This window comes from Pseudomonas chlororaphis subsp. aurantiaca (genome assembly GCF_013466605.1).
GTDB classification, from domain to species: Bacteria; Pseudomonadota; Gammaproteobacteria; order Pseudomonadales; family Pseudomonadaceae; genus Aquipseudomonas; species Aquipseudomonas chlororaphis_I.
On record NZ_CP059162.1, the window covers coordinates 5,158,172 to 5,172,646 of the forward strand.

A 14,475-nucleotide genomic window follows, 5' to 3' on the forward strand; every position below is an offset into this window, starting at 1 on the left:
AGACGGGCGCCGCTGACGGCCCCCGCGAAACTCGCTTAAGGCGTTAAACCGCCACCAGGCGCACGCTGGCACCTTCGCCGACACCCAGGGCTTCGGCCGCCTGCAGATCCAGGGTCACCGGCTTGCCCGGCGCGTAATCCAGCTCCAGCATCACCGCGCGGTAATCCTGCAACTGCGCGTTGGCGACCAGGTACTGGCGTCCGCCGCCCTTGGCGACCTCACCGATCTTCACCGGCACCACGCGGCTCTGGGCGATCGAACGGATCCCCGAGACCCGCGCGTGCAGGGTCGGGCCACCGTCGAAGATGTCGATGTAATGATCGGTCTCGAAGCCTTCGCGCATCAGGATGTCGAAGGTGATCTGCGCCCGCGGGTGCACCTGGCCCATGGCTTCCTGCGCGGCATCCGGCAGCAGCGGCACATAGATCGGGTAATGCGGCATCAGCTCGGCGAGGAAGGTACGGCTTTTCAGCCCGCACAGACGCTCGGCGGCGGCGTAGTTGAGGTCGAAGAAGTTGCGACCGATGGCGTCCCAGAACGGCGAGTCGCCGTTCTCGTCGCTATAGCCGACGATCTCGGTCACCACCGAATCGGCGAAACGCTCCGGGTGGCTGGCGACGAACAGCAGGCGACCGCGGGAATTGAGTTCCGACCACGGCGACCCCACCAGTTCCGGGACCACATAGAAGCTGGTCAGCAGGCTGTTGCCGGTCAGGTCGTGGCACTGGGAAAGCACGTGGATCTTGTTGTGGATCTTCAGCTCGCGGGAGGCGTGCACGAAGGTCTCGTTACGGAAGCTGTAGAACGGCTCGGAGTAACCGGCCGAAGCAACGATGGCCGAGCAACCGACCAGCTTGCCGGTTTCGGTGTCCTCGAGGACGAAGAAGTAGCTCTCCTCGCCATTGAAACTCACCTCCGCGGCGAACGAAGCCTCGCTTGCCGCGATCTTGTCGCTCAGGCGTTCCACGTCATCCGGCAAGGAAGTGACACCAATCGGGCTGTCCGCAGCCAGACGCTGTACCTCGCCCAGATCAGCCATTTGCGCGGGGCGCATCACCAGCATGGTGTCACTCCTTATTCGAAACAGGCCGGCCAGGAGGCCGACTCAGGGAAAAAAATGCCGGGACAGCCCGGCACCGAAAATGGGGCTCGACGCTGGCCCTGAAGACAAGCGCCGAGGCGTACCGCGGCCCGAATCAGGCCTGGGTCAGCTTGGCTACTGCGCGCTCGAAGCGCTGCAGGCCCTCTTCGATGTCCGCTTCCTCGACCACCAGGCTCGGGGCGAAACGCACCACGTCCGGACCGGCCTGGAGGATCATCAGGTTTTCTTTTTCAGCGGCGTTGAACACGTCCTTGGCCTTGCCTTTCCAGGCATCGCTGAGCACGCAACCGAGCAGCAGGCCCAGGCCACGCACTTCGGTGAACAGGCCGTACTTCTCGCCGATCTGCTGCAGACGGGTCTTGAAGCGATCGTGCTTGGCCTTCACGCCGTTCAACACTTCGGGCGTGTTGATCACGTCGATCACCGCACCCGCCACCGCGCATGCCAGCGGGTTGCCGCCGTAGGTGGTGCCGTGGGTACCGACCACCAGGTGCTTGGCCAGCGCTTCGGTGGTCAGCATCGCGGCGATCGGGAAACCGCCGCCCAGGCTCTTGGCGCTGGTCAGGATGTCCGGGGTCACGCCGTAGTGCATATAGGCGAACAGCTCGCCGCTGCGGCCCATGCCGGTCTGCACTTCGTCGAACACCAGCAGCGCGTTGTGCGCGTCGCACAGCTCGCGGGCGCCTTGCAGGTAAGCCTTCTCGGCTGGCAACACACCGCCTTCGCCCTGGATCGGCTCCAGTACCACCGCGCAGGTCTTGTCCGAAATCGCCGCTTTCAATGCCGCCAGATCGTTGTAGGGAACGTGGATGATACCGGTGATTTTAGGACCGAAGCCGTCGGAGTACTTCGACTGGCCGCCCACGTTCACGGTGAACAGGGTGCGACCGTGGAAGCTGTTGAGGGCCGCGATGATTTCGTATTTTTCCGCGCCAAAACGGTCGAACGCGACACGACGGGCCAGCTTGAAGGCGGCCTCGTTGGCTTCGGCGCCGGAGTTGCAGAAGAACGCGCGCTCGGCAAAGGTGGCGTCGACCAGCTTGTGGGCCAGGCGCAGGGCCGGCTCGTTGGTGAAGACGTTGGATACATGCCACAACTTGTTGGCTTGCTCGGTCAGAGCAGCGACCAGCGCCGGATGGGCGTGGCCCAGTACGTTGACCGCGATCCCGCCGGCAAAGTCGATCAGCTCTCGGCCCGACTGATCCCAGACTCGGGAACCCGCGCCACGCACAGGAATGAAAGCCGCAGGTGCATAGTTGGGAACCATGACCTGATCGAAATCGGCGCGTTGCACCGGAGCTTGCTCAACGGACATCGGAGTCTCCTGAAGAGGAACGCCTGCCTGAAACTGGCGAGCGATGGGGGGATTGTAAGGACAGTTTTCTGCCCAGCCTTGTCGCCAAGCGACAACTTCTTATAGCGCCAACCCCGGTTTTACGCGGGTTTACGGCAATGCGACAAATAGCGTCGCAAAGGCGCAGTTTAAACTGCTGGAAGCTTTAGCGGCAGGATTGTCCAACGATTTGCGCCACACATTAAGGCGCCATCGCGAGCAAGCTCGCCCTGCAAGGAAATGCATTCTTGCGCAGGAGCGAAGCGTGCTCGCGATAGCAATTTGACAGGCAAACGAAAGAGGCGGATCAACCGCGCTCGGAAGGCACCGAAGACAGTTCGAACGGGCTGCTGCTGCGACGCTGGTTGCGGTCTTCCCGCGGCGTGGCGCCGAAGAAGTTGCGGTAGGCGCTGGAGAAATGCGGCCCCGAGGAGAAACCGCAGGACAGACCGATCTGGATGATCGACTTGCTGGTCTGCATCAGCATCTGCCGCGCCTTGTTCAGGCGCAGTTCCAGGTAATACTGGCTTGGCACGCGATTGAGGTATTGCTTGAAGATCCGCTCCAACTGCCGACGCGAGACGCACACATGCTGGGCGATCTCGTCGGTGGTCAGCGGCTCCTCGATATTGGCCTCCATCAGCAGCACCGCCTGGGTCAGCTTCGGGTGACTGGAACCCAGGCGATTCTGCAACGGAATGCGCTGGCGCTCGCCACCTTCGCGGATACGCTCGACCACCAGTTCTTCCGAGACCGCGCCGGCCAATTCCGCGCCGTGATCACGGGCCAGCACCGCCAGCAACAGATCCAGTACCGACATCCCGCCGCAGGCTGTCAGGCGATCACGATCCCAGTCGAACAAATGGCTGGTGGCGATCACCTTAGGGAAGCGCTCGGCGAAATCGTCCTGCCAGCGCCAGTGCACCGCGGCCCGATAACCGTCGAGCAAACCCAGCTGCGCCAAGGGATACACACCGGCGGACAAACCACCGATCACACAGCCGGCGCGCACCAGTTGCTTGAGCGCGCTGCTCAGGGCCGGCGCCAGGGTGGCAGGCGGCTCATCGGCCAGCAGGAACAGTTTCTGGCAGCCTTCGAGCTTGCCCGACCAAGGTTCGCCCGGCAGCTGCCAGGCGCCGTCGGCCGGAGCCTCGGCCTGCAGGAAGGCCAGTTCGTAGACCACTTCCGGATGCACCCGCTGAGCGACACGCAAGGCCTCCTCGGCCAGCGCCAGCGTCAAGGCTTTAGTGCTGGGCCAAATCAGGAAACCAATTCGATGGGCAGTCATGGCGGGCAATCCGAAACGAAAACAGTGTTAGAGGCCAAAGGCGGCTGCAACCAAATTAGACCATCTGGCGCGCGGTGCGCAGCATGACCTAATTTGGTGCGTTACGGGAGTGATTTACTTCAGGCTGCCCGAGAGGAATTGTTGCAAACGTTCCGATTGCGGATTGACCAGCACTTCGCGCGGGTTGCCGCTTTCTTCCACCAGGCCCTTGTGCAGGAATATCAGCTGGTTCGAGACTTCACGGGCAAAGCCCATTTCGTGGGTCACCACCACCATGGTCCGGCCTTCCTGAGCCAGGGCCTGCATCACTTTCAGCACGTCGCCCACCAGCTCGGGGTCGAGTGCCGAAGTCGGTTCGTCAAACAGCATGACCTCTGGCTCCATCGCCAGCGCACGGGCAATCGCCACGCGCTGCTGCTCGCCACCGGACATATGGCCCGGGTAGGCATCCTTGCGATGCGCCACGCCGACCTTGGCCAGGTAGTGCTCGGCCTTTGCACGGGCTTCGGCCTTGGGGACGCCGAGCACATGCACCGGCGCTTCCATGATGTTTTCGATGGCGGTCATGTGCGACCACAGGTTGAAGTGCTGGAACACCATCGACAGGCGCGAGCGCATGCGTTGCAGCTGCTTGGGGTCGGCCGCCTTCAGGGCGCCATCCTTGTTCGCCACCAGCTTCAACTCTTCGTTGTTCAGCAGGATCTTGCCGGCGTGCGGCTGCTCCAGCAGGTTGATGCAGCGCAGGAAGGTGGATTTGCCGGAGCCACTGGAGCCGATGATGCTGATCACATCGCCAGCCGCCGCTTTCAGGGACACGCCCTTGAGCACTTCGTGACTGCCATAGCGTTTATGCAGGTCTTGGACTTCAAGTTTGTACATGCTGTCGGTTCTCACAAAAGCAGTCAGTCGTTGAGCAAGCGCCCGTGCCGCAGCGCTTCGCGCCCCGCCACCTTGGCCAGCCAGAAACCGGGTTGGGCGTAACGCAGCCGCTCAACGGCGAACAACACGCCGCTGGTGCCAGCACACAAGGTGCTGACCCGATCGGATAAGGGATCAATCACTTCAAAAATCGGCTCGCCCTTCTCCACCCAGCTACCGGCCGGACGCAGAAAACTCACCACGCCGGGATGCGGCGCAAACAACAATTCGGTGCCTTCGAAAGGCATGGCCTCGCACGCTTCATGCTGCGGCGCCGGCCACTCACCCGCAATCAGTCCCTGCCCGGCGAGGAACGCCAGGATGCCTTCGGCGTACGCCTCGGCTTGCGGGCGACCAGTGTCGGCCTGGCCGCCCAGCTCGAGGGTGGTCGCCAGGCAGGCCAGCGGGATCTGCGCCTGCGGGAACTGGCGCGACAGGCGCAGCCAGGGCAGCGAACAGGCTTCGTCGAACGAACTGCCGCCGGAATCCTCCGCCAGCAGGCCGACCCGCACATTAAGATGAGCCGCCAGGGAACGCCATTGCGGCCAATGCTGCGGCAAGGCGTACATATGCAGCGCCGCTTCCGCATCGCAGTGCAGGTCCAGCACCACGTCCGCGGTGCAGGCGTGGCTCAGGAGGATGCGCTGCATGCCTTGCAGCTGGCTCGCTGGCGCTGGCAGTTCGGCCAGCACATCGCTCATGGCCTGGCGAATCATCTGGATATTGGCGTGCGGGTCATCCCCCAGGCACCCATCCAGACGGGCCGCGACCGGCGCGCTCAGTTCGACGAAATCGCGGTTGAAGTTCTTGCCACTGCCGGCCTCGAACCGCCCTTGGTGGTTGCCTTGCAACAGCTGCCCCAAGCCCATCGGGTTGGCCACCGGCACCAGCTCGATCACACCGTTCAATGCACCCTGGGCCTCCAGCTCGGCCAGGCGCTTTTTCAGTTCCCAGGCGGTGCGCATTCCAGGCAGTTCGTCCGCATGCAGGCTGGCCTGGATATAGGCCTTGCGCTCGCCGCGACCGAAACGGAACACCGAGATCTGCCGCTCGCTGCCCAGGTGGCTCCACGGCAATACGTGGTCAATGCGCTCCATATCAGTGCTTCCGCGGCGCCAGGTAGCGCAGCCAGCGGCCTTCGGCCAGCTTGAACAGGCGCACCAGGATAAAGGTCAGGCACAGGTAGAACACGCCGGCGGTGATGTAGGCCTCGAACGGCAGGTAGTACTGCGCGTTGACCGTACGGGCCGCACCGGTGATGTCGATCAGGGTCACGATGGAGGCCAGGCTGGTGGTCTGCAGCATCATGATCACTTCGTTGCTGTACTGCGGCAGCGCCCGGCGCAGGGCCGACGGCAGCAGGATGCGGGCATACATCTTGTAGCGCGACATGCCCATGGCCTTGGCCGCCTCGATCTCGCCGTTCGGCGTGGCCTTGAGGCTGCCAGCGATGATTTCCGCGGTGTAGGCGCTGGTGTTGATGGCAAACGCCAGGCACGCACAGAAGGTCGCGCTGGACAGCCACGGCCAGAGGAAGCTCTTGCGCACCACATCGAACTGCGCCAGTCCGTAGTAGATCAGGAACAACTGCACCAGCATCGGCGTGCCGCGGATCACGTAGGTGTAGAGCCAGGCGCTGAGGTTGACGATCGGCTGCTTGGACACCCGCATCAGCCCCAGAGGCAGCGCCACCAGCAGACCGAAGAACAGCGACAGGGCCAAGAGTTTCAGGGTGGTCAGCAAGCCGCTGAAATACAGCGGCAAGGCCTCATAGATGACGTTGTAGTCGAAGATCATAGATCAGCCGCCCTTACGCCTACCGAGTAGCGCTTCTCAAGGTGACGCAATGCCAGCAACGAGACACTGGTGATCACCAGGTACATCGCCGCCACCGCGAGGAAGAAGGTGAAAGGCTCGCGGGTGGCGTCAGCCGCCTGCTTGGCCTTGAACATCATGTCTTGCAGGCCCACCACCGAAATCAGCGCGGTGGCCTTGGTCAGTACCAGCCAGTTATTGGTGAAGCCCGGAATCGCCAGGCGGATCATCTGTGGCACCAGCACCCGGAAGAACACCTGGAAGCTGTTCATGCCGTAGGCCATGCCTGCTTCCGCCTGCCCCTTGGGGATCGCCATGAAGGCACCGCGGAAGGTTTCCGACAGGTAGGCACCGAAGATGAAGCCCAGGGTGCCGATACCGGCGGCCAGCGGGTTCAGGTCGATGTAGTCGTCGTAACCCAGCATGGGCGCGACACGGTTGAGCAGGTCCTGGCCGCCGTAGAAGATCAGCAGGATCAGCACCAGGTCGGGAATCCCGCGGATCACCGTGGAATACAGGTCGCCCAGCCACGCCAGCCAGCGCACCGGCGAGAGGCGCAGCGCGACCCCGATCAGACCCAGAACGATGGCCAGGGCCATGGACGACAAGGCAAGCTGAAGCGTCAGCCAAGCGCCATCGAGGATGACAGCCCCGTAGCCTTTCAACATGATTCAGGTCCTCGAAAATTGGGATGAAAAAATGGCGCAAACTTCAGAGATTCTGCTGCTTGCGCCATCTCGGACTTGCTGACTCGACGATTTACTGGCCGTAAATGTCGAAGTCGAAGTACTTGTCCTGGATTTGCTTGTACTTGCCATTCTCGCGAATGGCAGCGATCGCACCGGTGATTTTGTCTTTCAGCGCATCGCCCTTGCGTACGGCGATACCCACGCCGTCGCCGAAGTATTTGGTATCGGTGAACGCCGGGCCGACGAACGCGAAGCCTTTGCCTGCGTCGGTTTTCAGGAAGCCGTCATTCAACAGGGTAGCGTCCGCCACGGTGCCATCGAGGCGACCGGCCGCGACGTCCAGGTAGATCTCGTTCTGCGAGCCGTATGGCTTGATCTCGGCACCCAGCGGAGCCAGCACTTCACGGGCGAAACGCTCGTGGATCGAACCGCGCTGCACGCCAATGTTCTTGCCCTTGAGCTCGGCCAGGCCGTCGCTGACCTGGGTACCTGCCTTCATGACCAGGCGCGCAGGGGTGTTGTAGTACTTGCCGGTGAAGTCCACGGACTTCTTGCGGTCGTCGGTGATCGACATGGACGACAGGATCGCATCGATCTTGCGCACCTTGAGTGCAGGGATCAGGCCGTCGAACTCCTGCTCGACCCACACACACTTGACCTTCATTTCTTCGCACAGGGCGTTGCCGATGTCGTAGTCGAAACCGACGATGCTGCCATCCGGAGCCTTGGAGGCGAATGGAGGGTAAGCCGCTTCGATACCAATTTTCAGAGGCTTTTCATCGGCGAATGTCGGCAGGGAAAGTACGGAGGACAGTGCCAGGGCGCCAAGAAGCACGAGTTTCTTCATCTTAGGACTCCATCGGTAAAGGGCGAAAACGGCAGAGTGAGCGACAGCCCAATATGCGAATGGGTGGAACCTGATAGCGGTGCTGCGTCCTTGAGGACCTGGCCATGAACCCCATGCGGGCTTCCGGCAGGCTACGACGAGCGAGTGATCGGCATTCTAACGACAGGCCCGAAGCCGATATTTCCTCAATGCGACAACAAATTACAGAAGCACTGAGAAACCAGGCCAAGCACATTGACAGCTCTTCAAGTTTATGCAAGAGCAAAAGACGATAAACCAATCTACGTTGCAAATTGCGGGCCTATTATTCGCAAAGCCTTCTATTCCGGCAAGCGCAGCGTTATGACTTATTTTTTGCAGGCCTCAAAAAGGCCCTGAAACGGGGCCTGGCGTTTCTCATTGCCCCGAATCCGGGCAGCGGGTTACACATTCCCTGCTGCCGGTAACATTCAGATACGCCTGATGGACATACCGATATTTATTTGATCGAAAAATCGCTCCCGTAGCTGCTGCCGCAGACTGCGATAAGGCCCGAAGAGCCTTTCAGGACCTTCAAGAGCGCGTCTCCTGCGGAGCCGATCGCAGCCTGCGGCAGCGGCTACAGGAGGCGGCAGTAACACCCATAAAAAAGCCCCGCCCGGCACAAGGCCGGGCGGGGCTTTCACTGAGACCGATGCGTCTTAGGCGACGTTCATGGTCTTGTGGGTATCGACCAGATGCTGCACCACGCCCGGGTCAGCCAGGGTGGAGATATCCCCCAGGCTGTCGTATTCCGCCGTGGCGATCTTGCGCAGGATACGGCGCATGATCTTCCCGGAACGGGTCTTCGGCAGCCCCGGCGCCCACTGGATGACATCTGGCGAGGCGATCGGACCGATCTCCTTGCGCACCCAGTTCTTCAGCTCCAATCGCAGCGCTTCACTCGGCTCTTCGCCACCGTTGAGGGTGACGTAGACATAGATGCCCTGCCCCTTGATGTCATGGGGCACGCCGACCACCGCTGCTTCGGCGACTTTCGGGTGCGCGACCATGGCGCTTTCGATTTCGGCAGTCCCCATGCGGTGGCCGGAGACGTTGAGCACATCGTCCACCCGTCCGGTGATCCACCAGTAGCCGTCCTCATCGCGACGGGCACCGTCACCGGTGAAATACATGCCACGGAAGGTCTTGAAGTAGGTATCGACGAAACGATCGTGGTCGCCATACAGGGTGCGCGCCTGGCCTGGCCACGAATCGAGGATCACCAGGTTGCCTTCGGCGGCGCCCTCGATAATGTTGCCCAGGTTGTCCACCAGCGCCGGCACCACACCAAAGAACGGACGAGCCGCCGAACCCGGCTTGAGGGCATGGGCGCCCGGCAGCGGGCTCATCAGGGTCGCGCCGGTCTCGGTCTGCCACCAGGTATCGACGATCGGGCAACGGGATTGACCGACGTTCTTGTAGTACCAGTCCCAGGCTTCCGGGTTGATCGGTTCACCCACCGAACCCAGCAGACGCAGGCTGCTGCCATCGGCGCCTTCGCAGGCGGCGCTACCCGAGGCCATCATGGCGCGGATCGCGGTCGGCGCGGTGTAGAGGATATTGACCTTGTGCTTGTCGACGATCTTCGCCACGCGGGTCACGTCCGGGTAGTTCGGCACGCCCTCGAACAGCACGGTGGTCGCGCCATTGGCCAGCGGGCCATAGACGATATAGGTATGGCCGGTGACCCAGCCGACGTCGGCGGTGCACCAGTAGATTTCCCCCGGACGGTAATCGAACACGCGCTCGTGGGTCAGGGCCGCGTACAGCAGGTAGCCGCCAGTGGTGTGCTGCACGCCTTTGGGCTTACCGGTGGAGCCGGAGGTATAAAGGATGAACAGCGCTTCCTCGGCACCCATTTCTTTTGGTGCGCAGACGGTACCGGCCACCTTCATCAAGTCTTCGTACCAGATGTCGCGATGCTGGTTCCACTTGATCTGGCCATTGGTGCGCTTGCACACGATGACCTTCTGGATGCTGCTGGTTTCCGGATTGGTCAGCGCGTCGTCGACATTGGCCTTGAGCGGAATCCTCTTGCCCGCGCGGATGCCTTCGTCGGCGGTGATCACCACCTTGGACTTGCAGTCGATGATACGGCCGGCCAGCGCTTCCGGCGAGAAGCCGCCGAATACCACCGAGTGAATCGCACCGATCCGGGTACAGGCCAGCATGGCGACCACGGCTTCGGGGATCATCGGCATATAGATAGTCACCACGTCGCCGCGGTGCACGTCCTGGCCACGCAGGGCGTTGGCGAACTTGCAGACTTGCTCGTGCAGTTCGCGGTAGGTGATGTTGCGGCTTTCGGAAGGATCGTCGCCTTCCCAGATGATAGCGATCTGATCGCCGCGCTCGGCCAGGTGGCGATCCAGGCAGTTGTAGGAAACGTTGAGGGTGCCGTCGGCAAACCATTTGATATCGACATGGTGATCGTCGAAGGAGGTCTGCTTCACCGTGGTGAAAGGCTTGATCCAGTCGAGGCGCTTGGCTTGTTCGCGCCAGAAGCCGTCCGGGTTGACGACCGACTGCTGGTACATGGCCTTGTAGGTCGCCTCGTCAGTCAGCGTGTTGGCCGCAACCTCGGGACGAACGGGATACAGAGAAGCCGCACTCATCTTTCTTACCTCGGTGACATAGTTGTTGTATGACCCCGTTGTAGCCGGGGCGGGCCTATAGAACCATTCGACGATGGTAGTAACAACCCCCGGCCAATCTCCCTGAAAAGTGCCTTGGCCCTTCTATTACGGTACTTGCAGCAGCTTCTGCGGCAAGTAGCAGACCGCTGCCAGGCCACTGGGGGTCGCTTTTGCCGGGATTGTTACAAAAACCGTCAATAGTGTTTATCAAAAGCACGCCTGTATAGCGCCTACCCAGGCGCCTAAAATCAACCTCGCCAACAAGGCAATCTGATTAACCAAGTTACAGCCCCCACGAAGGCAGTTAATCCAGACTTTCACTCAAGTTCCACACGCAGCCCCATAAAGGCTGCGTGACCCTACACGACCTTAGAAAGGTGAAATCAAAATGAAAGCTTTATTAGTTCTGGCCCTCAGCAGTCTTTGCGCTACAGCAATGGCCGACGAGATCCCGACTGATGTCGCCAGCCAGCAACCGCCAGTAGAGGAATACTCTTATTCGTCCGACCTGGACATCGCCAAAGTTATATCCATGAGCGAAGTTCCAGATGTATGCGAAGTTGTACCAGCGCGTATGGAATATGAAGATTCGAAAGGCCTGCGGCATATCCTGCAATACCGCGTCATGGGTAACGGCTGCTCTAACGGCTGATATTCAAGTTGCTCTTCAAGTTCCAACAAGTGCCGGCCGCAAGAGACCTTTCTTGCGGCAAAGATGGCCAGATGCACAATTGAAACCAGACGTGTCGCAAGCCATCGCCCAACGCAGTGCGACCACGGCCTTCGCACTCCCTTTTCTCACCTGTCGAGCCAGCTTGCGGGGAGCGTTTTTGTATCGCTCCGAGGGGCTTGATGGAGGTCCGCAAATGCTTTCTCGAGCGTCAGAAGCGACCTCGGATGGCAAGCCAGGACAGTAGTGTTTCAAAGGTCAAAAATTGACCATCCAACACAAGATGTAGTGGCAAAAGAGTTTTTTGCTTATTTTTTGAGCAGAAAAACCATTCAACAATTTTCAGCAGAAATTGAACACAATTCTGTCTACCAAAGCCCCCACCTTTCCCTGCAAGCCGCGTCCTACGGGGCTTGCAGAGCATCGCGCAAAATCTTCAGCGCCTCCGATCAACTCGAAGCGGCAAAAACACGCCAAACGGGGTGAAAAAAAATCTTCGCCGTCCAAAGCCTTATAAACCCTCGCTCCGCCGCGATAACGCCCCTCGCCGGCCGAATCGTGAGCCACTTCGTCGCACCACAGCGCCAAAAAAGTCCCTATAATGCGGCCTTAAAACGGGCCTGCAATATTCCCTTACAGGGATAAACAGCCAATCCGAAGCCAGCACAGAAATCGACCCGGTCCTCTGTGCCCATAACCGCCTCGGAACTCCCGTACATATTTTTGTTTATTGCCTGCGTTAGCTGCTGCAACAAACGATTTCTTAAGATCCAACGCGGCCAGTTCGGCCGTGTGAAAAGCCAACCATCAGTTTTCACACGGGCATCTGGCCCTCACGCAGGAGACGACACGTCATGCTGAGCTGGGACGAATTCGACAAAGAAGAAGGCGAAGTCGCCGTTAAAGGCGCCAACGCCGGCCACGCTGCCGAAGCTGCCATGGACAAACTCGACAGCGCCGGTGGTGCCGCCGCTCTCGAAGCCCGCGCCGTAACCGCCAACGATTCTGCTGCCGTTGCCCGTGCCAAGGCATCTCTGGACCAGCTCGACATCGCCGAAGGTCTGGCCGAGCTGGAAGGTGCTTCCGCTCGTGTCGCCGTCGATGAAAAGCGCATGATCAACTGCCGCGCCGACCTCAACCAGCTCGTGCCATTCAAATATGACTGGGCCTGGCAGAAGTACCTGGACGGTTGCGCGAACCACTGGATGCCGCAAGAAGTCAACATGACCGCCGACATCGCCCTCTGGAAAAACCCGGAAGGCCTGACCGACGACGAGCGCCGCATCGTGATGCGCAACCTGGGCTTCTTCTCCACCGCCGACTCCCTGGTTGCCAACAACCTGGTGCTGGCCGTGTACCGCCTGATCACCAACCCGGAATGCCGCCAGTACATCCTGCGCCAGGCGTTCGAAGAGGCGATCCACACCCACGCCTACCAGTACTGCATCGAATCGCTGGCCATGGATGAAGGCGAGATCTTCAACATGTACCACGAGATTCCATCGGTCGCGAAAAAAGCGGCCTGGGGCCTGAAGTACACCCGTTCGATCTCCGATCCGAAGTTCGAAACCGGCACCGTCGACACCGACAAAGAGCTGCTGCGCAACCTGATCGCCTACTACTGCGTTCTGGAAGGCATCTTCTTCTACTGCGGCTTCACCCAGATCCTGTCCATGGGCCGCCGCAATAAAATGACCGGTGTCGCCGAGCAGTTCCAGTACATCCTGCGCGACGAATCCATGCACCTGAACTTCGGTATCGACGTGATCAACCAGATCAAGATCGAAAACCCGCACCTGTGGGATGCGGAGATGAAGGAAGAAGCCACCCAGATGATCCTCCAGGGCACCCAACTGGAAATCGAATACGCTCGCGACACCATGCCGCGCGGCGTACTGGGCATGAACGCGGCGATGATGGAGGACTACCTCAAGTTCATCGCCAACCGCCGCCTGTCGCAGATCGGCCTGAAAGAAGAGTACCCAGGCACCACCAACCCGTTCCCATGGATGAGCGAAATCATGGACTTGAAGAAAGAGAAGAACTTCTTCGAGACTCGGGTTATCGAGTACCAGACTGGCGGCGCGCTGAGCTGGGATTGATTCCGAGCTCCTGCCCTGTGCTGATCTCGATCCGAATCGGCACAACGAAAGATAAAAAAGCCCTGACTTGCTCAGGGCTTTTTTATTGAGGGTTCGATTCCCCCGCTTCCAGGCCAATCATCCGACCCGGGGCGATATCTGCTCAATCGGCGGAAGCCAGGACTCCACGAATCTCCTGTTTCACCGCCTCGAAATCCGCCGCCGCGCTGGGATCGTCCAGCAGCCGGGCCGCCAACACCGCGGCGCTTATCTTTCCGCCCTCCAGGTCGCTGGGGAAATGCACACCGGCAATGACCCGGCTGTCGGCATTGATCTGTGCGCGACTGAACAGCTCGCTGCGTTTCTCCGGCAACGCCATGCTCAACAAGGTGGCATTGAGATAACCATTCATCGAGTGACCGCTGGGGTAGGAATCGCCCTCGGGTGGCGGCAGTACCGGCTTCACCAGTGCCGAGGCTTCGTAAGGACGCGGCCGACCATAGCTGTGCTTGGCCGGCATCAGGAACTGCACCAGGTCTTCCTGGGCCCGCCGGAAGAAGGCACGGGTCAGGGGCAGGCGCTCGATGCTGAAACCGGCGCCGAGGGATTCCCTGGCGAAGTGGAACACGCTGTCCTCCCATTCATCATCCTGCTGGACCTGGCTCACCTGCGCCCTGCTGCGCGCCGCCTGGGCCGCCAACACCGCTTTCAAATCACTGTGCTGCAGCGACGAATCGACGGCAGGTGGCGGTGGCAGGTAGTCGACCAGCTGGAACTGATTCGCCGGCAGATAAGGCAAGGCCGCCTGCTCCGCCAGGACGATCCCCGCGCCGGACAGGGCCAGAAAAAACAGCAATGAACGCGTCAGAATAGGCATATCAAGGCCCTCGTTATTGTGAGGAGAAAAGCCGTTTGGCTTGTTCCCACCGGACCTTCACTCATGAGGCCGGCGCCTTCTTATCGGCCATTTCCCTGGGGCTTACTTGTCCCTCCTTGCCAAGGGTATGACAGTCGCTGCCAGGACCAGATCTGAAAGCTAAGCTTTTGTTTTTACAAGCTTTAGCGCGTAAGACTC

Annotated in this window: 12 protein-coding genes; 2 read left to right on the forward strand and 10 right to left on the reverse strand. The window is 60.5% G+C overall.

Features of this window, described 5'->3' with window-relative positions; translation table 11 throughout:
- Positions 1 to 43: 43 nt before the first annotated feature.
- The 9 genes from aruF to acs form a co-directional block, all read right to left on the reverse strand.
- On the reverse strand, positions 44 to 1,063 hold the full coding sequence (gene aruF, locus H0I86_RS23420; protein WP_007921551.1) for an arginine/ornithine succinyltransferase subunit alpha: 1,020 nt from the start codon (positions 1,061 to 1,063) through the stop codon (positions 44 to 46).
- 133 nt (positions 1,064 to 1,196) lie between these two features.
- Positions 1,197 to 2,417, reverse strand: coding sequence for an aspartate aminotransferase family protein (locus tag H0I86_RS23425; protein ID WP_180922359.1), 1,221 nt, complete (start codon positions 2,415 to 2,417; stop codon positions 1,197 to 1,199).
- A 325-nt stretch (positions 2,418 to 2,742) separates the two neighbouring features.
- Positions 2,743 to 3,723 carry a transcriptional regulator ArgR gene (gene argR / locus H0I86_RS23430; RefSeq protein ID WP_009045160.1) on the reverse strand — a complete coding sequence of 327 codons (981 nt, stop codon included), beginning with the start codon at positions 3,721 to 3,723 and terminating at the stop codon, positions 2,743 to 2,745.
- Between the two features lie 114 nt (positions 3,724 to 3,837).
- Positions 3,838 to 4,602, reverse strand: coding sequence for an ABC transporter ATP-binding protein (locus tag H0I86_RS23435; protein WP_009045161.1), 765 nt, complete (start codon positions 4,600 to 4,602; stop codon positions 3,838 to 3,840).
- Between the two features lie 23 nt (positions 4,603 to 4,625).
- Positions 4,626 to 5,738 (reverse strand): succinylglutamate desuccinylase/aspartoacylase family protein, encoded by a 1,113-nt coding sequence (locus H0I86_RS23440; protein WP_180922360.1) that lies wholly within the window; start codon positions 5,736 to 5,738, stop codon positions 4,626 to 4,628.
- 1 nt (position 5,739) lies between these two features.
- Positions 5,740 to 6,438 (reverse strand): ABC transporter permease, encoded by a 699-nt coding sequence (locus H0I86_RS23445; protein WP_009050328.1) that lies wholly within the window; start codon positions 6,436 to 6,438, stop codon positions 5,740 to 5,742.
- Positions 6,435 to 7,124: an ABC transporter permease gene (locus H0I86_RS23450; RefSeq protein ID WP_007921541.1), complete on the reverse strand. Its 690-nt coding sequence runs from the start codon at positions 7,122 to 7,124 to the stop codon at positions 6,435 to 6,437. The genes H0I86_RS23445 and H0I86_RS23450 overlap by 4 nt, the downstream gene beginning before the upstream one ends.
- 91 nt (positions 7,125 to 7,215) lie before the next feature.
- Positions 7,216 to 7,992, reverse strand: coding sequence for an L-arginine-binding protein AotJ (gene aotJ / locus H0I86_RS23455; RefSeq protein WP_009050329.1), 777 nt, complete (start codon positions 7,990 to 7,992; stop codon positions 7,216 to 7,218).
- Between the two features lie 680 nt (positions 7,993 to 8,672).
- The gene (acs, locus tag H0I86_RS23460; protein ID WP_180922361.1) at positions 8,673 to 10,628 is read right to left on the reverse strand and encodes an acetate--CoA ligase; all 1,956 of its coding nucleotides are present in this window, start codon (positions 10,626 to 10,628) and stop codon (positions 8,673 to 8,675) included.
- Between the two features lie 409 nt (positions 10,629 to 11,037).
- On the opposite strand from acs, the gene H0I86_RS23465 reads away from it, so the two are divergent.
- Both H0I86_RS23465 and H0I86_RS23470 read left to right on the forward strand, forming a co-directional pair.
- Positions 11,038 to 11,301: a DUF2790 domain-containing protein gene (locus H0I86_RS23465; protein ID WP_038634332.1), complete on the forward strand. Its 264-nt coding sequence runs from the start codon at positions 11,038 to 11,040 to the stop codon at positions 11,299 to 11,301.
- Between the two features lie 872 nt (positions 11,302 to 12,173).
- Positions 12,174 to 13,421 (forward strand): ribonucleotide-diphosphate reductase subunit beta, encoded by a 1,248-nt coding sequence (locus H0I86_RS23470; protein WP_009050332.1) that lies wholly within the window; start codon positions 12,174 to 12,176, stop codon positions 13,419 to 13,421.
- 142 nt (positions 13,422 to 13,563) lie between these two features.
- Here H0I86_RS23470 and H0I86_RS23475 read toward each other — a convergent pair whose 3' ends face one another.
- Entirely contained in the window at positions 13,564 to 14,277 is a 714-nt protein-coding gene (locus tag H0I86_RS23475) for an acid phosphatase (RefSeq protein ID WP_180922362.1), read from the reverse strand.
- Between the last annotated feature and the right edge of the window lie 198 nt (positions 14,278 to 14,475).